Genomic DNA, 19414 nt, shown 5'->3' on the forward strand with positions numbered 1-19414 from the left:
TCGGCCCGGCGCGCGCCGTGAACGGCGTTAAATGGAATCATTGCTTGTCTCGGGGAATGAGGGTGTCCACGAAGCGTTGCACCACGGTGGGCAGGCGCTGCTGGCGCAGCACACCCAACACATATTCGCGCTCGGCCCAGGGCTCTTCAAGGCGCAGGCAGCGCACGCCGAAGACGCGCGTGAAGCGCTCGGCCGGCTGCTCGGGCAGCACGGCCACGCCCAGGCCCGCCTCGACGAGCTGGGCGATGGCGTCGAAGCCGCGCACCTGCCAGCGCGCGTTCAGCGTCCTGCCGCGCGCCGCGGCCTGCTCGCGCATCAGCTCCTGGGCGCTGGCGCCCGCGTGCAGGCCGATGAGGTCGTAGGCCAACAGGTCGTCGAAGGTGACTTCCTCGCGCTGCGCCAGCGGGTGCTTCAGCGGCACCAGGGCCGCCAGCCGGCCGTGGGCGAAGACCCAGGTCTGCAGGCGGTTGTCCAGCAGCGGCGGCGAGAACACGCCAACGTCCGCCCTGCCCTCGGCGACCGCGGCCTGCGCCTCGGCGCTGGTCAGGTCCTCGAGGCTGATGCGGATCTGGCCATGGGCCTGCGAGAAGCCCACCAGATGCGGCGGCAGCGCCTCGGTGATCGCACTGCTGTTGGCCGCGATGCGCAGATGGCCCTTGATGCCGCGCGAGAACTCCATGACCTCGGTCTCGAGGGCATAGAGGGACGCGTGCAGCGAACGGATGTGGCGCACCAGCGCCCGCCCCGCCTCGGTCGGCTCGACGCCCCGCGCGCGCCGCTCGAAGAGCTGCACGCCGAGGCGGCTTTCCAGGTCGGACAGGCGCTTGCTCGCCGCGGCCAGGGCCAGATGCTCCTGGGCCGCGCCGCGCGTGATCGAGCGGGTCTGCTCGATGGCCAGCACGAGGTTGAGGGTGGTGAGGTCGTGGCGCATATCGTCTGACTCCAGCATAGCCTTCGTGAAGAACGCAATTCTGCGCCAAGAAACGATAGAGATTTCGCCAGAGACGAAATTCAACGGGGCGATTTCCCGGCTTCCTTCAGCATGCCCCGCAGCGCATTGCGGCTGTGCGCGCCGAAATGGCCGAGCAGTTCGGCGACCTGGCGCTGCAGGGCCGGGTGCCGGCCCTGCGTGTCGCGCTCCAGCTCGGGGCCGTAGCGCGCCTCGTCGGCCGCGAAGTCCAGCCCCGGGTCGCTGACGAAACGTGCCGGTGCGCCGGCCACGACGGCCGCGTCCGTCGCCGGCCCGGCCGCATGGGCCTCGGCCGCGACGACGTCGCGCGCATAGGCCCAGCCCCAGGCCGGGTAGCGCGCATCGCGGCTCGCGTCGCGCAGCGCCAGCTCCAGCGGCCCGTCACGCCGCTGGCGTGCATCGTCCAGGATCCAGTTCGTCTGGAACTTCTCCAGCACGAAATGCCGGTTGCCCTGCAACACGACGAGGCCGTGCAGCTCCGCCGCCGCGCCGAGCCCCGCCTGCAGATTGGCCCACAGCATGCGGCCGAGCGTGGCGCCGGGCGCCGCGCTGGCGTGGTAGGGCTGGGTCAGATCCTCGATGTGGTGCAGCGCCATGCCGGCGAAGCGCCAGCCCCAGTAGGCATGGCCGCTGCGCCAGGCCAGTTGGGCCAGGCCGGCGTACTGCATCACGCGCATCTCGACGAAGCTGCGCGTGAAGCCCGGCGCCAGCATGTCGAAGATGGCCCCCTGGTGGAAGAAGCCCATGTGGAAAGGCGCCTGCGAGCCGATGGCGACGGCCGGATTGCCGAAGGGCTGCCTGCCGAAGCCGTAGCCGGGGTGGCCGGGGTTGTCGTCGAAGAGATTGAGGTCGTGGCCGTAGTCGGGCTCGTCGCAGGCCGAGGCCAGCACGGCCAGCGGCGCCACCGCCTCGCCGGGGCTGAGCGCGATGAAGCGCTGCGTCGCGCCGGCACCGGGCTTCACGGCGGTGACGAGGGCGGCATCCAGTGGCGGCCTCTGCGTGTCGGGCTCGCGCGGGTCAGGCTGCAGATAGAGCGCCAGCCTGGATTGCGGCGAAAGCCGCAGCGCCCGCAGCAAGGCGGCACGACGGTCGGCATCGCTGCGCCGGGCATCGGCCGTGAAGCGCAGCGCCTCGGGCCGCGGCGCATAGGTCTTCAGGTGCTCGCGGGAGGCGGCTTCCTGCCCGTCCAGCAAGGCGGCGATGGGCGCCTCCTGGCTGCGCAGGAAATCGACGAGGGGTTCGGCCGTCACGGGCGCGGCATTCGCGACCTCGGGCATGCGCTCGAAGGCGCGGTAGCACATGGGGCTGTGGTTGCCCCAGGCCTGCGCCAGCGTGGGCAGCAGCAGGGCCAGCAGCGGGAAGATCGGGCGCATCGGGCGGCGTGACGGACAAAAGACGCCGATTCTGGCCCCATCAGTGCAAAGCCTTGCGACCGAATCCACACGCCGGCTTGTGGCCACCGCGCCTCCCGGTGTGCCACGGGCCGGTCAGCCCAGCGCGGCACGCGCAAGTTTTGCAGGCCTCAGGTTACGCAGCGGTACGGCTGCGCGGAAGCGGCAAGTCGGGAATCGCCGCTTCGCCGGCAGCGAACCGCTTCGCGGGCCGGCAAGCGAGCTTTGACGGGGCTGTGAAATCAGCCCAGCGCCGCGACGACCTCGGGCGGCGCCTGCACGAGCTCGATCAGCACGCCTTCGCCGCCGATCGGGAATTCGTCATTGCTCTTCGGGTGGATGAAGCAGATGTCGAAACCGGCCGCGCCCTTGCGGATGCCGCCGGGCGCGAAGCGCACGCCGTTGGCGCTCATCCACTCGACGGCCTTGGGCAGGTCGTCCACCCACAGGCCGACATGGTTCAGCGGCGTCGTGTGCACGGCGGGCTTCTTGTCGGGGTCCAGCGGCTGCATCAGGTCCACCTCGACCTTGTGCGGCCCCTGGCCGATGGCGCAGATGTCCTCGTCCACGTTCTCCCGCGCGGACACGAAATTGCCGGTGAGCTGCAGGCCCAGCACATCCACCCAGAGCTTGCGCAGCGCGGCCTTGTCGGGGCCGCCGATGGCGATCTGCTGGATGCCGAGGATGCGGTAGGGCTTCATCACGCGAACCTCAGGATGGGTTGGTCCACCGACAGGCTCTCGCCCGGCCTGGCCAGCACCTCGGCCACGGTGACGTCCTGGCTGGCGCTGAGGATGTTCTCCATCTTCATCGCCTCGATGACCGCGAGCCTTTCGCCGGCCTGAACGGTCTGGCCGACCTGGGCCGCCAGCTGCACCAGCAGGCCCGGCATCGGCGACAGCAGCAGCTTGGACGTGTCCGGCGGCGCCTTGTAGGGCATCAGCGCCTGCAGCTCGGCCGCGCGCGGGCTCAGCACGGTCAGCTCGACGGAGCGCCCGCCGTGCTGGATGCGGTAGGCCAGCGGGTTCTTGGCCGTGCCGCGCTCGGCCTGGGCCGTGAAGGCCTGGCCGTTGACCGTGCCGCTGATGCGCACATCGTTCAGCCGCGAGCCGGAGACAAGCCGAAAGTCCTTGCCCCCCACCTGCACGCGCGCCTCGCCCAGCGCGCCGGCGAACTCGGTGATGCGCAGCGCATGCGGCTCGGAGCGGCCGCCGCCCAGGTTCACGACGGCGACGTAGTCGTGCTCGATCTGCACCTCGTGGCCCGGCAGCTGGCCGCTGATGCCGGCCTCGCGCTCACGCGCCTTGCGGCGGATGAAGCCGGCCAGCGCGACGAGGAAGAGCGGGTCGTCGTGCGGCACGTCCTCGGCCTTGAAGCCGCCCGCGTAATGCTGGGCGATGAAGCCGGTGTTGAAGTTGCCGGTGGCGAAGTCTGGATGCGCCAGCAACGCGGCCTGGAAGGGAATGTTGCTGGACACGCCGCGGATGACGAAGCCGTTCAGCGCCTCGCGCATCTTGGCGATGGCCTCGGTGCGATCCTTGCCGTGCACGATGAGCTTGGCGATCATCGAGTCGTAGAACATCGGGATCTCGCCGCCTTCGTAGACGCCGGTGTCCACGCGCACGCCGAAGCGCTGCGGCTCGGCCAGGCCGACCGCCGGGCCGCTCCCAAGGTCGGCCGCGCCCCCTTGGGGGGCGTTCGCTGTACCCAGCGAGCGGGGGCTGGCAGCCTCCATCGAGGCCTCGGGCGGCTGGTAGCGCACCAGGCGGCCGGTCGAGGGCAGGAAGTTGCGGAAGGGGTCTTCCGCATTGATGCGGCATTCAATGGCCCAGCCGTCGCGCCTGATGTCGGCCTGCTTGAAGGTCAGCGCCTCCCCGGCCGCGACGCGGATCATCTGCTCGACGAGGTCCAGCCCCGTGATGCATTCCGTCACCGGGTGCTCGACCTGCAGCCGCGTGTTCATCTCCAGGAAGTAGAAGTCCTGGTCCTTGCCGACGACGAACTCCACGGTGCCGGCGCTCTGGTAGTTGACGGCCTTGGCCAGGGCCACGGCCTGCTCGCCCATGGCCTTGCGCGTGGCCTCGCTGATGAAGGGCGACGGCGCCTCCTCGATGACCTTCTGGTGGCGGCGCTGGATGGAGCACTCGCGCTCGTGCAGGTAGACGACGTTGCCGTGGCCGTCGCCCAGCACCTGGATCTCGATGTGGCGCGGCTGCTCGACGAACTTCTCCATGAAGACGCGGTCGTCGCCGAAGCTGTTGCGCGCCTCGTTGCGGCAGGAGCTGAAGCCCTCGAAGCATTCCTTGTCGTTGAAGGCCACGCGCAGGCCCTTGCCACCGCCGCCGGCGCTGGCCTTGATCATGACCGGATAGCCGATGCGTTGCGCGATCGCTACCGCCTCTTCCGGCGACAGGATGGGCTCGTTGTGGCCGGGGATGGTGCTGACCTGGGCTTCATTGGCCAGCTTCTTGGACGCGATCTTGTCGCCCATGGCCGCGATGCTGTAGTGCTTGGGGCCGATGAAGACGATACCCTCGGCCTCGCAGCGGCGCGCGAAGTCCTCGTTCTCGGACAGGAAGCCGTAGCCCGGGTGCAGCGCCTCGGCGCCGGTCTGCTTGCAGGCGGCAATGATCTTGTCGGCGACGAGATAGCTCTCGCGCGACGGCGCCGGGCCGAGCAGCACGGCCTCGTCGGCCAGCTCGACATGGCGGGCATCCTTGTCGGCCTCGGAGTAGACGGCGACGGTGGCAATGCCCATCTTCTTCGCCGTTGCGATAACCCGGCAGGCGATTTCACCCCGGTTGGCGATCAGGATCTTCTTAAACATTTGCACCTCTAGCGGTCAGGCTTCGCGTGAACCAGCGACGGCTCTCTACATAACGATGAAAAACAAGGGACAGCCCCAGCGTTCCGGCCACGTAGGCCAGCAGGGCCAGGGGCTGCAGGTCGGGCCCGACCACGACCCAGGGCAGGGCCAGCATCAGCACCAATACGATGGGGTGGACCAGGTAGGTGGAGTAGGAAGCGTCGCCCAGTCGGACCAGCCAGCCCAGCGACGGCCTGCCCGCCAGCCAGCCCTCGCACCGGATGACCATCACCACGGCGGCAACTGCAGTCAGCAACCGCAACGGGAAATCGAATCGCCATAGCAGTGGCAGGGGCTTGAAGCCGAGATAGGCGAAGGTCCAGATCGACACGAGCACCGCGAACAGCAGCTCAAGCCGCCAGGATGGCGAACCTGCCGTGCCGCGAGCCTGCATCCACTGCAAGCAGCGGCTGATGAGCAAGCCCGCGACGAAGAACAACAGCAGCGGTGACGCGAGCACTGCGGCCCAGGGGGCATTGACAGGCCAGATCCATGGCAGGGCAACCAGCAGCAAGGCGACCGCCCACATCCAGAATCGTCCCGCCAAGACCAGCATCAAGGTCAGGAACGTGTAGAAGAACATCTCGAAGTTGAGCGACCAGCCGACCGTGAGCACGGGGTACTGACCCATGCTGCTTAGGTGCTTGTGGGGAATGAACAGCGCAGACAGGATCAGGCGCTGCGCGTCCCATTGAGTCCAGCGGTCTTCGGCACGCCCCAGTACGGCAACGCAGACCGCGAACACAACCGTCGCCAGCCAATAGGCCGGCACGATGCGATCGACTCGACGCATCAGGAAGTCTGCAGGTCGCTGCTCGCGCCCGGTCAGCGAGCTGTGCATGATGAAACCGCTGATGACGAAGAACACGTCAACGCCGTAGGGCCCGGCCTCGACGAGCAGCCGCCCCACCAGCGTGGACTTGTCGAACCCGTGGATCAGTTGGTGGTAGTGATGCAGCACGACCAGCCAGGCCGCAAATGCACGCAGCATCTGGAGGCCCGCGAACGACATCGCACCCTGCCTGCTCATTTCGTTTTCGCGAACAGCTTCTTGCGCTGCTCGGTGAAGTTCCACCACGGCTGGGCGGGCCCGCCGTTCATGAAGTCGTGCGCGACCATGAAGGTGTCCAGCACGCAGGGGTCGTGCAGCCGGCCCTGGGCGTCGCGAAGGCGGTCGTAGGTCTCGAAGGGGTCCATGGCCTTCACATGTGCAGGCGTCGGCAGCCCCAGGCCGATCAGGTCGGCCTCCAGGGCCTTGCCGATGTTGGGGATGTCGGTGAGCCGCTTCGCTTCGGCGGCACAGGTTGCCTTGGCCATGGCCGTCAGAGCGGGATGTTGCCGTGCTTGCGCCACGGGTTGTCGAGCTTCTTGTCCTTCAGCATCGCCAGCGAGCGGCAGATGCGCTTGCGCGTCTCGTGGGGCTGGATGACGTCGTCGATGAAGCCGCGGCTGCCGGCCACGAAGGGGTTGGCGAAGCGGGCCTTGTACTCGGCCTCCTTGGCCGCGAGCTTCTCGGGGTCGCCCTTGTCCTCGCGGAAGATGATCTCGACGGCGCCCTTGGCGCCCATCACGGCGATCTCGGCGTTGGGCCAGGCGAAGTTCACGTCGCCGCGCAGATGCTTGGAGGCCATCACGTCGTAGGCGCCTCCATAGGCCTTGCGGGTGATGACGGTGATCTTGGGCACGGTGGCCTCGGCGTAGGCGTACAGCAGCTTGGCGCCGTGCTTGATGATGCCGCCGTATTCCTGGCTGGTGCCGGGCATGAAGCCGGGCACGTCGACGAAGGTGATGACGGGGATGTGGAAGGCGTCGCAGAAGCGCACGAAGCGCGCGGCCTTGATGCTGCTCTTGATGTCCAGGCAGCCGGCCAGCACGAGGGGCTGGTTGGCGACGATGCCGACCGTCTGGCCCTCCATGCGGGCGAAGCCGGTGACGATGTTCTTCGCGTAGTCGGGCTGCAGCTCGAAGAAGTCGCCGTCATCGACGGCCTTGAGGATCAGCTCCTTGATGTCATAGGGCTTGTTCGGGTTGTCGGGCACCAGCGTGTCCAGCGACAGGTCGAGCCGGCCGGCCGGGTCGCCGCTGGGACGCACGGGCGCCTTCTCGCGGTTGGACAGCGGCAGGTAGTTGAAGAAGCGGCGCAGCATCAGCAGCGCCTCGACGTCGTTCTCGAAGGCCAGGTCGGCCACGCCGCTGCGCGTGCTGTGCGTCGTCGCGCCGCCAAGTTCCTCGGCCGTCACTTCCTCGTGCGTCACGGTCTTCACGACCTCGGGGCCGGTGACGAACATATAGCTGCTGTCCTTCACCATGAAGATGAAGTCCGTCATGGCCGGCGAGTAGACCGCGCCGCCGGCGCAGGGGCCCATGATCATGCTGATCTGCGGAATCACGCCCGAGGCCAGCACGTTCTTCTGGAACACGTCGGCATAGCCGCCCAAGCTGGCGACGCCCTCCTGGATGCGCGCGCCGCCCGAGTCGTTCAGGCCGATGACCGGGGCGCCGACCTTCATCGCCTGGTCCATCACCTTGCAGATCTTCTCGGCATGGGCCTCGGACAGCGCGCCACCGAAGACGGTGAAGTCCTGGCTGAAGGCGAAGGCCAGGCGGCCGTTGATCATGCCGTAGCCGGTCACGACGCCATCGCCGGGGATCTTGTTGTCGGCCATGCCGAAGTCGACGCAGCGGTGCTCGACGAACATGTCCCATTCCTCGAAGCTGCCCTCGTCGAACAACAGCTCCAGCCGCTCGCGGGCGGTCAGCTTGCCCTTGGCGTGCTGGGCGGCGATGCGCTTCTCGCCGCCGCCCAGCCGGGCGCGGGCGCGCTTGGCTTCGAGTGCTTGCAGGATGTCGTGCATGGTGGTCGGCTCTCTTCAGAACGGGAAATTGATCTCCACGCCGTTGCCGGCGGGGTCTTGCAGGAAGAACTGGTGCTGGCCGGTCACGGCCGAGCGGGATTCGTGAAAGGCCACGCCCAGCTGGCGCAGCTGCGCGGCGGTGGCCTCGGGGTCGGTGCCGGCAAAGGCGGTGTGGTCGTAGGTCGTCGGCGCGGCCGGGTCCACGGCGCCGCGCCGCGGCTCGTGCGGCGCCTGCTCGGACAGGTGCAGCACCGGGTGGCCGCCCGCATAGAGCCAGTAGCCGGACGTGCCGAAGTTCGGCCGCGGGCCGGGTTCGAGGCCGAGCGCATCGCGGTAGAAATCGCGCAGCACGGCGAGCATCGGAGCAGGCGCGCGCAGGTTGAGGTGATGCAGGCCCGTGATCATGCGACGCTCCCGGCTTGAAAGGCCGCCAGCAGCTGGCGGGCGGCGGTGGAGGCCGGCGTGCGGCCTTCGCGCACGGCGGCCGTGGTGATGTCCAGCTGCGCATGCACGCCGGGATGGGCCATGAAGGCCTGCTTCAGCCCGGACTGGATACGCTCCCACATCCAGGCCAGCGACTGCTCGCGGCGCCTGGCGCCCCAGGCGCCGCTGGCCTCGCGCTCGGTGCGCAGCGCCGTCAGCGCGGCCCACACGGGTTCGATGCCGTCGGACTTCAGCGCGCTGACCTTCATGACGCGCTGCGTGGCATGGGCATGGGTGGGCAGCAGCCGCAGCGCCGACGTGATCTGCGCCTGCGCGCGCATCGCGGCGGCCTGGTCCAGGTCGGCCTTGTTGATGACGACGAGGTCGGCCAGCTCCATGACGCCCTTCTTGATGGCCTGCAGGTCGTCGCCGGCATTGGGCAACTGCAGCAGCAGGTAGAGGTCGGTCATGCCGGCCACGGCGGTTTCGCTCTGGCCCACGCCGACGGTCTCGACGATGACGACGTCGAAGCCCGCCGCCTCGCACAGCAGCAGGGCCTCACGCGTCTTCTCGGCCACACCGCCCAGCGTGCCGCCGCTGGGGCTGGGGCGGATGAAGGCACGCGTGTCCATGGAGAGCTTCTCCATGCGCGTCTTGTCGCCCAGGATGGCGCCGCCGGACACGCTGCTGGAGGGGTCAATCGTCAGCACCGCGACGCGGTGGCCGCGCTCCAGCAGGAAGACGCCCAGGGCCTCGATGAAGGTGCTCTTGCCCACGCCCGGCACGCCGGAGATGCCCAGCCGCAGCGCGCCGCCGGTGGCGGGCATCAGCGCGGTCAACAGCGCGTCGGCCTGCTCGCGGTGGTCGGCCCGGGTGGACTCGATCAGCGTGATGGCCTTGGCCAGCGCGCGGCGGTCGCCGCCCTGCAGCGGCTCAGCGAGGCTCAAGCGGCCTCCCAGCGGTATTCGATGTCGAAGTCCTGTTCCTCGACGGCACGGAAGCCGTGGCGACGATAGAAGTCGTTGGCACGGCTGTCGCGCAACGCGGCCAGCGTGATCGGCAGACCTCGTGACTTGATCAGGTCGAGCACCCAGGCGCCGACGCCCTGCCCTTGCGCGGCCGGCCGCAGATAGAGGTGGTGCAGACGCAACTCGCCGTCGCGCGGCTCAACAGTGAAATAGCCGACGCGCTCGCCGTCGACGACGAGGTGCTGCATCCACTCGGGCCGGAACTGGCTCTTCAGCCGCGCCCGGGCGACGTCGGGGTTGAAGCGGCCCAGCCGCTCCAGGCTCTCGCGCAGCGCCTCGATGCGCAGGGCCAGCATGGCCTCGAAGTCCTCGTCGGCAACGGGCGCCAGCGTCGGCGTCATCAGGCGGTCACTCCAGCCAGTTGCGCCTTGATGGACTCCAGCACGCTCTTGGCGCTGGCCGGGATGGGCGTGCCCGGGCCATAGATGCCCTTGACGCCGGCCTCGTACAGGAAGTCGTAGTCCTGCTGCGGGATGACGCCGCCGACGAAGACGATGATGTCGTCGGCGCCCTGCTTCTTCAGCTCGGCGAGGATGGCCGGCACCAGCGTCTTGTGGCCGGCGGCCAGCGTCGACACGCCCACGGCGTGCACGTCGTTCTCGATGGCCTGGCGGGCGCACTCCTCAGGGGTCTGGAACAACGGGCCGATGTCGACGTCGAAGCCGAGGTCGGCAAACGCGGTGGCGACGACCTTGGCGCCGCGGTCGTGGCCGTCCTGGCCGAGCTTGGCGATCATCACGCGCGGGCGCCGGCCTTGTTCGTCGCCGAATGCGGCGATCTCGCCCTGCAGCTTGGCCCAGCCCTCGGCCGAGTCATAGGCCGCGGCATAGACGCCGCTGACCTTGTGGGTGTCGGCGCGGTGGCGGCCAAAGACGGCTTCCAACGCGTCGGAGATCTCGCCCACCGTCGCGCGCACGCGCACGGCCTGAATGCTGAGGTCCAGCAGGTTGCCCTCGCCGGTCTCGGCCGCCTGGGTCAGCGCGGCCAGCGCCGCCTGGACCGACTCGGCATTGCGCGTGGCCTTGATCTTCTTCAGCCGCTCAATCTGTGCGTCGCGCACCTTGACGTTGTCCACTTCCAGGATCTCGACCGGGTCTTCCTTGGCGAGCTTGTACTTGTTGACGCCGACGATGACGTCGGCGCCGGAGTCGATGCGGGCCTGCTTCTCCGCCGCGCTGGCCTCGATCTTGAGCTTGGCCCAGCCCGAATCCACCGCCTTGATCATGCCGCCCTGGGCGTTCACCTCCTCGATGATGGCCCAGGCCTTGTCGGCCATGTCCTGGGTGAGCTTCTCCATCATGTAGCTGCCGGCCCAGGGGTCGACGACGCTGGTGATGTGGGTCTCTTCCTGGATGATGAGCTGGGTGTTGCGCGCGATGCGGCTGCTGAACTCGGTGGGCAGCGCGATGGCCTCGTCCAGCGAGTTGGTGTGCAGGGATTGCGTGCCGCCGAACACGGCGGCCATGGCCTCGATGGTGGTGCGCACGACGTTGTTGTACGGGTCCTGCTCGGTCAGGCTCCATCCCGAAGTCTGGCAGTGGGTGCGCAGCATCAGGCTCTTGGGCGACGCAGCGCCGAAGTCCTTCATGATGCGGCACCACAGCAGGCGCGCGGCGCGCATCTTGGCGATCTCGAGATAGAAGTTCATCCCGATGGCCCAGAAGAAGGACAGGCGCGGCGCGAAGTCGTCCACGCTCAGGCCCTTGGCCATCGCGGTCCTCACATACTCCTGGCCGTCTGCCAGCGTGAAGGCCAGCTCCAGCGCCTGGTTGGCGCCCGCCTCCTGCATGTGATAGCCCGAGATGGAGATGGAGTTGAACCTGGGGCACTCCCGGGCCGTGTACTCGATGATGTCGCCGACGATGCGCATCGATGGCTCCGGCGGGTAGATATAGGTGTTGCGGACCATGAACTCCTTCAGGATGTCGTTCTGGATGGTCCCCGCCAGCTGCTGCTGGCCCACGCCCTGCTCTTCCGCCGCCACGACATAGCCGGCCAGCACCGGCAGCACGGCACCGTTCATCGTCATCGACACCGAGACCTTGTCCAGCGGGATGCCGTCGAACAGGATCTTCATGTCCTCCACCGAATCGATGGCCACGCCGGCCTTGCCGACGTCGCCCGTCACGCGCGGATGGTCGCTGTCGTAGCCGCGGTGGGTGGCCAGGTCGAAGGCCACCGACACGCCCTGGCCGCCGGCGGCGAGCGCCTTTCTATAAAAGGCATTGCTCTCCTCGGCGGTGGAGAAGCCGGCGTACTGGCGGATGGTCCAGGGCCGCGCGGCATACATCGTCGCCTGCGGGCCGCGCAGGAAGGGTTCGAAGCCGGGCAAGGTGTCGGCATGCGGCAGGCCGGCCGTGTCGGCCGCGGTGTAGAGCGGCTTGACCGTCAGGCCCTCGGGCGTGACCCAGTTCAGCGCAGCCACGTCACCGCCCGGGGCGGACTTGGCTGCTGCCTTGTTCCACTGCTCCAGCGTGGCGGTCTTGAACTCCGGGGCGCCTGCGGCGCGGCTGGCATCCGACATCGAAACTCTCCTGTAACTCGGTCGGCATCTTAGCCGATTCGTCATTCATAATTATAAATTCAGAAGCGCTACACTGAACTGACACCCGCCCCGCCCATGACCGACCGGCACGCCGCCCCACTCGCCTCCACGGCCCTGTACGAGCAGGTGGCCGACCGGCTGCGCCAGCGCATCCTGGGCCGCGAGCTGGAGCCGGGCTCGTGGATCGACGAGCTCAAGCTCTGCGGCGAACTGGGCATCAGCCGCACGCCGCTGCGCGAGGCGCTGAAGGTGCTGGCCGCCGAAGGCCTGGTGACGATGAAGCTGCGCCGCGGCGCCTACGTGACCGAGATGAGCGAGCGCGACGTGCGGGAAGCCTACCAACTGCTGTCGCTGCTCGAAAGTGACGCGGCCGCCGAGGTGGCCAGCCGCGCCACGAACGCCGAGTTGGCCGAACTCGGCCAGTTGCACCGCGAGTTGGAGGACGCCCTCCCCGACCAGGACCGCTTCTTCGCCGCCAACGAGCGCTTCCACCTGCGCGTGCTGGAGATCGACGGCAACCGCTGGCGGCTGCAGATCGTGGGCGATCTGCGCCGGCTGATGAAGCTCAACCGCCACCATTCGCTGTTCCGCGAGGGCCGGCTGGCGGAATCGCTGGACGAGCACCGGGCCATCGTCGCCGCGCTGCTGGCGCGCGACGCCCAGGCCTGCCGCAGCCTCGTCAGCGCCCATTTCCGCAACGGCCTGAGCGCCACCCAGGCTGCCGCCTGAAGGAATCGGGACAGGTCGTGAACCGCCGCCGACAGGGCTTGCCCATCGAAGCCAGGAGCGGCTGGCAGCCGCCCCCGGCCTTCGCTCAGCCCAGGTAATCGCTCTTGCCCAGCGGCACGCCGGCATGGCGCAACAGCGCGTAAGTGGTGGTGGCGTGGAAATAGAAGTTGGGCTGGGCGAAATGCGTCAGATAGCTCAGCCCGTCGAACTTCAGCGCCTCGCCCGAGCGGCGCGGGATCGTGATCTCGCGGTCCTCGCTGCCCTCGAAGGCCGCCGCCGGCACCGACAGCACATAGTCGCGCGTCTTGCGGATGCGCTCGGCCAGTTCGGCCAGCGTCGCCTCGTCGTCCTCGTACTTCGGGATCTCCTGGCCGGCCAGGCGGGCCACGCAGCCCTTGGCCGCGTCGCTGGCGATCTGGATCTGCTTCGTGAACGGCAGCATGTCGGGCGCCAGACGCAGGCCCAGGTAGTTGTCGGCCGGGAACTTGCGCGCCTCGGCATGGGCCTTGGCGGCTTCCAGCCAGCTCAGCATGTTGCCCAGCATCTTCGCGAAGGCGGGAACGCTCGCGGCATGCATCGAGATCTTCGTCATCGGGGGTCTCCTTTGCGGGAAAACTATCGTAGCCAGCACGGCCGACGCTTGCCGCACGGCGGGGCAAAATGCCCCGAGCCATGAACGTGATCATTCTTGACGACTACCAGGACGCCGTCCGAAAACTGCGCTGCGCAGCCAAGCTGGAGCCCCTGAACGCCAAGGTGTTCACCAACACGGTGAAGGGCATCGGGCAACTCTCCGTGCGGCTGCGCGACGCCGAGGTGCTGGTGCTGATCCGCGAGCGCACCGCCTTCCCGCGCCAGCTGCTCGAGAAGCTGCCCAAGCTCAAGCTCATCTCGCAGACCGGCCGCGTCGGCAGCCACATCGACGTCGAGGCCTGCACGCGACTGGGCATCGCGGTGGCCGAGGGCATGGGCAGCCCGGTCGCGCCGGCCGAACTGACCTGGGCCCTCATCATGGCGTCCATGCGTCGGCTGCCGCAGTACATCGGCAACCTCAAGCACGGCGCCTGGCAGCAGGCGGGGCTGAAGGCGGCCTCCATGCCGGCCAATTTCGGCGTCGGCATGGTGCTCAAGGGCAGGACGCTGGGCATCTGGGGCTACGGCAAGATCGGCCAGCTCGTCGCCGGCTACGGCCGCGCCTTCGGCATGACGGTGCTAGTCTGGGGCAGCGAGTCCTCGCGGCTGAAGGCCGAGGCCGACGGCCACGAGGCCGCGGCCAGCCGCGAGGCCTTCTTCGCCGAGGCCGACGTGCTGAGCGTGCACCTGCGCCTGTGCAACGCGACCCGCGGCATCGTCACGCCCGAAGACCTCGCGCAGATGAAGCCGACCGCGCTGTTCGTGAACACCTCGCGGGCCGAGCTGCTGCAGGAGAACGCGCTGGTGTCCGCGCTGAACCGCGGCCGCCCCGGCATGGCCGCCATCGACGTGTTCGAGAGCGAGCCCATCCTGCAGGGCCACCCGCTGCTGCGGCTGGAGAACGCGGTCTGCACGCCCCATATCGGCTATGTCGAGCAGGACGGTTACGAGCTCTACTTCGACGCCGCCTTCGACAATGTGCTGAACTTCATGCAGTCGCGGCCGACGAACATCGTCAACCCCGAGGCGCTCAAGGTTCTGCGCTGAATGAGCCAGAACCGGCCGCGGTCGCTGACCGAGCTCTTCCTCGCGTTCTCGCGGCTGGCGCTGCAGGGCTTCGGCGGCGTGCTGGCCGTGGCCCAGCGCGAGCTGGTCGAGCGCCTGGGCTGGATGAGCAAGGAGGACTTCGTCGAGACCCTGGCCATCGCCCAGGTGCTGCCGGGGCCCAATATCGTCAACCTGTCGATGATGATCGGCGACCGCTTCTTCGGGCTGCGCGGCGCCGTCGTCGCGCTGGCCGGCATGCTGGGCGTGCCCTCGGTCATCGTGCTCGGCATGGCCGCCATCTACGGCCAGGTCGCCGGCCACCCCGTCGCCGCGGACGCGCTGCGCGGCATGGGCGCGGTGTCGGCCGGGCTCATCCTGGCCACCGGCCTCAAGCTGCTGCCGGCGCTGAAGAAGAGCCCGCTCGGGCGCCCGCTGGCCCTGGGCCTGGCCCTGCTGGCCTTCGCGCTGATCGGCCTGCTGCGCTGGCCGCTGATCGACGTCCTCGCGCTGCTGGGCGGCAGCGGCATGCTCGTCGCCTGGTGGAGGCTCAGGCAGTGAGCACGCCCGTCGACCTCTCCAGCCTCTTCCTGCATTTCCTGACGCTGTCGCTGCTGGCCATCGGCGGCGGCATCACGACGGTGCCGGAGATGCACCGCTACCTCGTCGACAGGACGGGCTGGCTGACCGACACCTCCTTCACCTCGTCCATCGCGCTGGCCCAGGCCGCGCCGGGGCCCAACATCCTCTTCGTCGCGGTGCTGGGCTGGAACGTCGCCGGCCTGCCGGGGGCCGCCGCGTCCATGGCCGGCATGATGCTGCCGTCCAGCGTGCTGACGCTGACCGCCACGCGCTGGGCGCGCGCCAACCGCGAGCATGTCGTGCTGCGCGCCTTCTCGGCCGGCATGACGCCGCTGACGCTGGGCCTCATCATCGCGACCGGCTGGCTGCTGGCCCTGCCCTTCCTGAAGGTCGACGCGCACCGCTGGGGCACGCTGGCACTGATGGCCGCGACGGTGCTGCTGACGCTGAAGACGCGCCTGGGCCTGGTCTGGATGGTGCTGGCCGGCGGCCTGCTGGGCGCGCTCGGCCTGGTCTGAGAAGCGCGTCGGGCGGTTCAGGCCGCGGCGGAACGCAGCGCCGCCGGCGGCCGCCCCAGCAGGCGCAGAAAGGCGCGCCGCATGCGCTCGGTGTTGCCGAAGCCGCAGTCCACGGCCACGCGCAGCACCGACGCCGCCCCCTGCTCCAGCGCCGCCCGCGCCGCCTCCACCCGCAGGCGTTCCACGGCCTGGGCGGGCGTCGCGCCCGTCTCGGCCCGGAAGCAGCGCGCGAAGTGGCGCGGGCTCATGCAGGCGAGTGCGGCCAGCGCCTCCACGCCGAGGTCCTGCCGCAGGTCGCGGCGCACCTCGTCGAGCAGCGCACCGAAGCGGCCCTCCGGGCGCTGCAGGTCCAGCAGCGGCGAGAACTGCGACTGCCCGCCCGGCCGCCGGCGCTCCACCACCAGTTGCCGGGCGGCCTGCTTCGCCACCTCCTCGCCATGGTCGTGGGCGACGAGGGCCAGGCACAGGTCGATGCCGGCCGTCATGCCGGCGCTGGTCCAGAGCTCGGGCAGTTGCCGCCGCCGCAGGGCCGGCTCGCGCACATAGATGCGGTCGGGCTGCAGGCGCACGGCGGGGAAGTCGGTGGCGAACTGCCGGCTGCGCGACCAGTGCGTCGTGGCCGTGCGCTCGTCCAGCAGGCCGGCCGCCGCCAGCAACAGGCTGCCGCTGCAGATGCTGGCGATGCGCGCCCCCGAGCGGCTGGCCCGCTGCAGCCAGGCGACGAGGCGCGCATCCCGGCAGGCGGCATCGACGCCGTCGCCGCCGATCACCATGACGGTGTCCCCGCCACCCAGCCGGCGCGGCAGGGCCTGCACCGGCCAGGCCACGCCGGCGGAACTGCGCACGGCCGGCGGCGCGCTGGCCACCAGCCGCCAGTCGTAGCTGCCGGGCCGGGCGAGCCGGGCCACCTCGAACACCGCCATCGGGCCGGCCAGGTCGAGCTGCTGGAAGCCCGGGAAGAGCACGAAGACGATGCGGCAGGCCATGCCCCACTATGGCAGGAAAGGTGGGAACTGCGTCCTGGCGGCCAGGCACGCCGCGCCGCACACTGGCCGCCGCATCGACCACAGCGGCACCGCAGCGCCATGACCTCCCCCGGACAAGACCTCCTCACCATCACCCGCCGGCCCGACACCGTGTTCGCCTCGGGCCAGGGCGCCTGGCTGACCGACGAAGGCGGCAAGCGCCACCTGGACCTGGTACAGGGCTGGGCCGTGAACAGCCTGGGCCACAGCCCGGCGCTGATCACCGAGGCCCTGCTGCGGCAGTCGCAGCGGCTGCTGAACCCCAGCCCGGCCTACTACAACCGGCCGCTGCTGGATCTGGCCGCGCGGCTGGTGGGCCTGAGCTGCTTCGACCGCGTCTTCCTCGCCAGCTCGGGCGCCGAGGCCAACGAGGGCGCCGTCAAGCTCGCGCGCCGCTGGGGCAGCCGCATGCGCGGCGGCGCGCACGAGGTCATCGGCTTCGAGCAGGGCTTCCACGGCCGCACGCTGGCCATGATGAGCGCGTCCGGCAAGCCGGGCTGGAGCGAGATCTACCCGCCCATGCCCACCGGCTTCGCGAAGGCCAGGCTCAACGACCTGGCCTCGGTGGAGCGCGCGATGTCGCCGCGCACGGTGGCCGTGATGATCGAGTTCGTGCAGGGCGAGGCCGGCGTCGTGATGGCCGACCCCGGCTTCGTGCGCGAGCTGCGCGCACTGACGGCCGAACGCGGCGTGCTGCTGATCGCCGACGAGGTGCAGACCGGCATCGGCCGCTGCGGAGCAGCCTTCGCCTACGAGCTGTTCGGCATCGAGCCCGACATCATGACCCTGGCCAAAGGCCTGGGCGGCGGCGTGCCGCTGGCGGCGCTGCTGTGCAAGGAGGCCCTCAACTGCTTCCAGCCCGGCGACCAGGGCGGCACCTTCTGCGGCAACCCGCTGATGGCGGCCGTGGGGCTGGCGGTCGTGGACGAGATCTGCCGGGCGGACTTCCTGGCCGGCGTGCGCGAGCGCGCCGCGCAGCTGTCCGCAGGCCTGCGGGCCATCTCGCGCGACCACGCCCTGCAGGGCGAGCGCGGGCTGGGGCTGCTGCGCGCGCTGGTGCTGCCGGCCGACTGCGCCGACCAGGTGGTGGCCGCGGCGCAGGCGCTGGCGCCGGTGGGCCTGCTGCTCAACGCGCCGCGGCCCAACCTGCTGCGCCTGATGCCGGCGCTGAACATCAGCGCCGCCGAGGTGGACGAAGGCCTGGCGCTGCTGCGCCGCGCGCTGGCCGAGGTGCTCGGCTGACGGGCTTTGCGGGCCGAGCGCCGGGCCGCTCCCAAGCCGGCCCGCCTAGGGCGATGCTTGCGGCTCAACGCCGCAAGCATCGCCGCCCCCTCGGGGGGCCGATCAGCTTCGCCCGCGTTCAACGCGGCGAAGCTGGGCGGGGGGCTTCAATTCGTACCGAAGATCTTGTCGCCGGCGTCGCCCAGGCCCGGGATGATGTAGCCGACATCGTTCAGGTGGCTGTCGATGGCGGCCGTCCAGCAGCGCACGTCGGGGTGGGCCTCGATGAGCGCCTTCACGCCCTCGGGCGCGGCCACCAGCACCAGCGCGCGCACGTCCCTACAGCCGCGCGCCTTCAGCAGGTCGACGGTGGCGATCATGCTGCCGGCCGTGGCCAGCATGGGGTCGATGATGAGGGCCGTGCGGGCCTCCAGGTTGCCGACGAACTTGTCGAAGTAGTTCACCGGCTTGAGCGTCTCGTGGTCGCGCGCCAGGCCGACGACCGAGACCTTGGCGTTGGGCAGGATGTCCAGCACGCCATCCAGCATGCCCAGGCCGGCGCGCAGGATGGGCACGACGGTGACCTTCTTGCCGGCGATCTGCTCCACCTCGGCCGGGCCGCTCCAGCACTCGATCGCGACCTTCTCGGTCGGGAAGTCGGCCGTCGCCTCGTAGGCCAGCAGGCGCGCCACCTCGCCGGTCAGCTCGCGGAACTTCTTCGTCGAGATGTCGGCCTCGCGCATCAGGCCGATCTTGTGCTTGACCAGCGGGTGCTTGACTTCGATGACGGCCATGGCGGGCTTCCCAGTTTTTCTGAATAGTCAGAATTATCGGCTGCCGGATGCCGAACGCTGGCGCAGCGCCTCGTACAGGCATACGCCCGACGCGACGGACACGTTCAGGCTCTCGACCGCGCCCGCCATCGGGATGCGCACCAGCTCGTCGCAGGTCTTGGCCGTCAGCTGGCGCATGCCCTCGCCCTCGGCGCCCAGCACCAGGGCCACGGGGCGCTTCAGGTCGATGTCGTAGATGGAGCGCTCGGCGCGGTCGGACGTGCCGACGACCCAGATGTCGCGCTCCTTCAGTTCGCCCAGCGTGCGGGCCAGGTTGGTGACCATCAGATAGGGCACCGTCTCGGCCGCGCCGCTGGCCACCTTGGCCACCGTCGCGTTCAGGCCCACGGCGCGATCCTTGGGCGCGACGACGGCATGGGCGCCGGCGCCATCGGCCACGCGCAGGCAGGCGCCGAGGTTGTGCGGGTCGGTCACGCCGTCCAGCACCAGCACCAGCGGCGGGCCTTCCACGGCGTCGAGCACGTCGTCCAGCGAATGCGGCTGCGCGATGGCCGCCACGCGGGCGACGACGCCCTGGTGGCGCGGGCTGCCGGCCAGCTGGCTCAGGCGCTCGTCGCTGCTCTCCACCAGCTTGGCTCCGGCCTCCTTCGCACGCTCGATGAAGGCGCGCATGCGCTGGTCGCGCCGGGCCGGGTCGAAATGGACCTCGGCGACGGAGCCGGGGTGGGTCTTGAGGCGGACGGTGACGGCATGGAAGCCGAACAGGACGGACTTGGCGGAACTCATGCCG

Annotated in this window: 20 protein-coding genes; 5 read left to right on the top strand and 15 right to left on the bottom strand. The window is 69.6% G+C overall.

Annotation, left to right across the window (positions count from 1 at the left end):
* Window positions 1–37: 37 nt before the first annotated feature.
* The 11 genes from NYP07_RS18955 to scpA form a co-directional block, all read right to left on the bottom strand.
* Entirely contained in the window at window positions 38–931 is an 894-nt protein-coding gene (locus NYP07_RS18955; protein ID WP_268153271.1) for a LysR family transcriptional regulator, read from the bottom strand.
* 80 nt (window positions 932–1011) lie between these two features.
* Window positions 1012–2343: a hypothetical protein gene (locus tag NYP07_RS18960; RefSeq protein ID WP_268153273.1), complete on the bottom strand. Its 1332-nt coding sequence runs from the start codon at window positions 2341–2343 to the stop codon at window positions 1012–1014.
* 260 nt (window positions 2344–2603) lie between these two features.
* A complete protein-coding gene (locus NYP07_RS18965) occupies window positions 2604–3062 on the bottom strand; it encodes a VOC family protein (protein ID WP_268153275.1) in 459 nt (152 codons plus the stop codon).
* Window positions 3062–5188: an acetyl-CoA carboxylase biotin carboxylase subunit gene (locus NYP07_RS18970; RefSeq protein WP_268153277.1), complete on the bottom strand. Its 2127-nt coding sequence runs from the start codon at window positions 5186–5188 to the stop codon at window positions 3062–3064. Before NYP07_RS18970 ends, NYP07_RS18965 begins: the two co-directional genes overlap by 1 nt.
* Window positions 5181–6239: an acyltransferase family protein gene (locus NYP07_RS18975; protein ID WP_268153279.1), complete on the bottom strand. Its 1059-nt coding sequence runs from the start codon at window positions 6237–6239 to the stop codon at window positions 5181–5183. Before NYP07_RS18975 ends, NYP07_RS18970 begins: the two co-directional genes overlap by 8 nt.
* Before the next feature lie 14 nt (window positions 6240–6253).
* Window positions 6254–6544, bottom strand: coding sequence for a helix-hairpin-helix domain-containing protein (locus NYP07_RS18980; protein WP_268153281.1), 291 nt, complete (start codon window positions 6542–6544; stop codon window positions 6254–6256).
* Between the two features lie 5 nt (window positions 6545–6549).
* Entirely contained in the window at window positions 6550–8082 is a 1533-nt protein-coding gene (locus NYP07_RS18985) for an acyl-CoA carboxylase subunit beta (protein WP_268153283.1), read from the bottom strand.
* Window positions 8083–8097: 15 nt separating this feature from the next.
* A complete protein-coding gene (locus NYP07_RS18990) occupies window positions 8098–8487 on the bottom strand; it encodes a VOC family protein (RefSeq protein ID WP_268153285.1) in 390 nt (129 codons plus the stop codon).
* Window positions 8484–9452 (bottom strand): methylmalonyl Co-A mutase-associated GTPase MeaB, encoded by a 969-nt coding sequence (meaB, locus tag NYP07_RS18995; protein ID WP_268153287.1) that lies wholly within the window; start codon window positions 9450–9452, stop codon window positions 8484–8486. The genes NYP07_RS18990 and meaB overlap by 4 nt, the downstream gene beginning before the upstream one ends.
* Entirely contained in the window at window positions 9449–9874 is a 426-nt protein-coding gene (locus NYP07_RS19000) for a GNAT family N-acetyltransferase (RefSeq protein WP_268153289.1), read from the bottom strand. Before NYP07_RS19000 ends, meaB begins: the two co-directional genes overlap by 4 nt.
* Window positions 9874–12057, bottom strand: a complete 2184-nt coding sequence (gene scpA, locus NYP07_RS19005; RefSeq protein ID WP_268153291.1) for a methylmalonyl-CoA mutase — start codon at window positions 12055–12057, stop codon at window positions 9874–9876. Before scpA ends, NYP07_RS19000 begins: the two co-directional genes overlap by 1 nt.
* Before the next feature lie 96 nt (window positions 12058–12153).
* Between scpA and NYP07_RS19010 the strand changes: the two genes are divergently transcribed.
* Window positions 12154–12807, top strand: coding sequence for a GntR family transcriptional regulator (locus NYP07_RS19010; protein ID WP_268153293.1), 654 nt, complete (start codon window positions 12154–12156; stop codon window positions 12805–12807).
* A gap of 85 nt (window positions 12808–12892) precedes the next feature.
* Here the strand turns inward: NYP07_RS19010 and NYP07_RS19015 are convergent, their stop codons facing one another.
* A complete protein-coding gene (locus NYP07_RS19015; protein WP_268153295.1) occupies window positions 12893–13399 on the bottom strand; it encodes a DUF1993 domain-containing protein in 507 nt (168 codons plus the stop codon).
* 80 nt (window positions 13400–13479) lie between these two features.
* Here NYP07_RS19015 and NYP07_RS19020 point away from each other — a divergent pair, with 80 nt between their 5' ends.
* Genes NYP07_RS19020 through NYP07_RS19030 form a run of 3 tightly spaced genes read left to right on the top strand, consistent with a single transcriptional unit; the run spans window position 13480 to window position 15584 of the window.
* Window positions 13480–14487 carry a D-2-hydroxyacid dehydrogenase family protein gene (locus tag NYP07_RS19020; RefSeq protein ID WP_268153297.1) on the top strand — a complete coding sequence of 336 codons (1008 nt, stop codon included), beginning with the start codon at window positions 13480–13482 and terminating at the stop codon, window positions 14485–14487.
* Window positions 14488–15045 carry a chromate transporter gene (locus NYP07_RS19025; protein ID WP_268153299.1) on the top strand — a complete coding sequence of 186 codons (558 nt, stop codon included), beginning with the start codon at window positions 14488–14490 and terminating at the stop codon, window positions 15043–15045.
* Window positions 15042–15584, top strand: coding sequence for a chromate transporter (locus NYP07_RS19030; RefSeq protein WP_268153301.1), 543 nt, complete (start codon window positions 15042–15044; stop codon window positions 15582–15584). The genes NYP07_RS19025 and NYP07_RS19030 overlap by 4 nt, the downstream gene beginning before the upstream one ends.
* Window positions 15585–15601: 17 nt before the next feature.
* On the opposite strand, the gene NYP07_RS19035 is transcribed toward NYP07_RS19030, so the two are convergent.
* Window positions 15602–16570 (bottom strand): GlxA family transcriptional regulator, encoded by a 969-nt coding sequence (locus NYP07_RS19035; RefSeq protein ID WP_268153303.1) that lies wholly within the window; start codon window positions 16568–16570, stop codon window positions 15602–15604.
* Between the two features lie 99 nt (window positions 16571–16669).
* Here NYP07_RS19035 and NYP07_RS19040 point away from each other — a divergent pair, with 99 nt between their 5' ends.
* A complete protein-coding gene (locus NYP07_RS19040) occupies window positions 16670–17851 on the top strand; it encodes an acetylornithine transaminase (RefSeq protein ID WP_268153304.1) in 1182 nt (393 codons plus the stop codon).
* A 146-nt stretch (window positions 17852–17997) separates the two neighbouring features.
* Here NYP07_RS19040 and upp read toward each other — a convergent pair whose 3' ends face one another.
* Window positions 17998–18624: a uracil phosphoribosyltransferase gene (upp, locus tag NYP07_RS19045; RefSeq protein ID WP_268153305.1), complete on the bottom strand. Its 627-nt coding sequence runs from the start codon at window positions 18622–18624 to the stop codon at window positions 17998–18000.
* A gap of 33 nt (window positions 18625–18657) precedes the next feature.
* Window positions 18658–19410 carry a 23S rRNA (guanosine(2251)-2'-O)-methyltransferase RlmB gene (gene rlmB / locus NYP07_RS19050; RefSeq protein ID WP_268153306.1) on the bottom strand — a complete coding sequence of 251 codons (753 nt, stop codon included), beginning with the start codon at window positions 19408–19410 and terminating at the stop codon, window positions 18658–18660.
* Window positions 19411–19414: the final 4 nt, after the last annotated feature.

The sequence above is a fragment of the Pelomonas aquatica genome (assembly GCF_026712205.1).
GTDB lineage: Bacteria > Pseudomonadota > Gammaproteobacteria > Burkholderiales > Burkholderiaceae_C > Pelomonas > Pelomonas aquatica.

Excerpts from the sequence above, each read along its gene's own strand:
- NYP07_RS18955 (WP_268153271.1), bottom strand. The coding sequence starts at position 931 with ATGCGCCACGACCTCACCACCCTCAACCTCGTGCTGGCCATCGAGCAG.
- NYP07_RS18960 (WP_268153273.1), bottom strand. The coding sequence starts at position 2,343 with ATGCGCCCGATCTTCCCGCTGCTGGCCCTGCTGCTGCCCACGCTGGCG.
- NYP07_RS18965 (WP_268153275.1), bottom strand. The coding sequence starts at position 3,062 with ATGAAGCCCTACCGCATCCTCGGCATCCAGCAGATCGCCATCGGCGGC.
- NYP07_RS18970 (WP_268153277.1), bottom strand. The coding sequence starts at position 5,188 with ATGTTTAAGAAGATCCTGATCGCCAACCGGGGTGAAATCGCCTGCCGG.
- NYP07_RS18975 (WP_268153279.1), bottom strand. The coding sequence starts at position 6,239 with ATGTCGTTCGCGGGCCTCCAGATGCTGCGTGCATTTGCGGCCTGGCTG.
- NYP07_RS18980 (WP_268153281.1), bottom strand. The coding sequence starts at position 6,544 with ATGGCCAAGGCAACCTGTGCCGCCGAAGCGAAGCGGCTCACCGACATC.
- NYP07_RS18985 (WP_268153283.1), bottom strand. The coding sequence starts at position 8,082 with ATGCACGACATCCTGCAAGCACTCGAAGCCAAGCGCGCCCGCGCCCGG.
- NYP07_RS18990 (WP_268153285.1), bottom strand. The coding sequence starts at position 8,487 with ATGATCACGGGCCTGCATCACCTCAACCTGCGCGCGCCTGCTCCGATG.
- NYP07_RS19000 (WP_268153289.1), bottom strand. The coding sequence starts at position 9,874 with ATGACGCCGACGCTGGCGCCCGTTGCCGACGAGGACTTCGAGGCCATG.
- scpA (WP_268153291.1), bottom strand. The coding sequence starts at position 12,057 with ATGTCGGATGCCAGCCGCGCCGCAGGCGCCCCGGAGTTCAAGACCGCC.
- NYP07_RS19010 (WP_268153293.1), top strand. The coding sequence starts at position 12,154 with ATGACCGACCGGCACGCCGCCCCACTCGCCTCCACGGCCCTGTACGAG.
- NYP07_RS19015 (WP_268153295.1), bottom strand. The coding sequence starts at position 13,399 with ATGACGAAGATCTCGATGCATGCCGCGAGCGTTCCCGCCTTCGCGAAG.
- NYP07_RS19020 (WP_268153297.1), top strand. The coding sequence starts at position 13,480 with ATGAACGTGATCATTCTTGACGACTACCAGGACGCCGTCCGAAAACTG.
- NYP07_RS19025 (WP_268153299.1), top strand. The coding sequence starts at position 14,488 with ATGAGCCAGAACCGGCCGCGGTCGCTGACCGAGCTCTTCCTCGCGTTC.
- NYP07_RS19035 (WP_268153303.1), bottom strand. The coding sequence starts at position 16,570 with ATGGCCTGCCGCATCGTCTTCGTGCTCTTCCCGGGCTTCCAGCAGCTC.
- NYP07_RS19040 (WP_268153304.1), top strand. The coding sequence starts at position 16,670 with ATGACCTCCCCCGGACAAGACCTCCTCACCATCACCCGCCGGCCCGAC.
- upp (WP_268153305.1), bottom strand. The coding sequence starts at position 18,624 with ATGGCCGTCATCGAAGTCAAGCACCCGCTGGTCAAGCACAAGATCGGC.
- rlmB (WP_268153306.1), bottom strand. The coding sequence starts at position 19,410 with ATGAGTTCCGCCAAGTCCGTCCTGTTCGGCTTCCATGCCGTCACCGTC.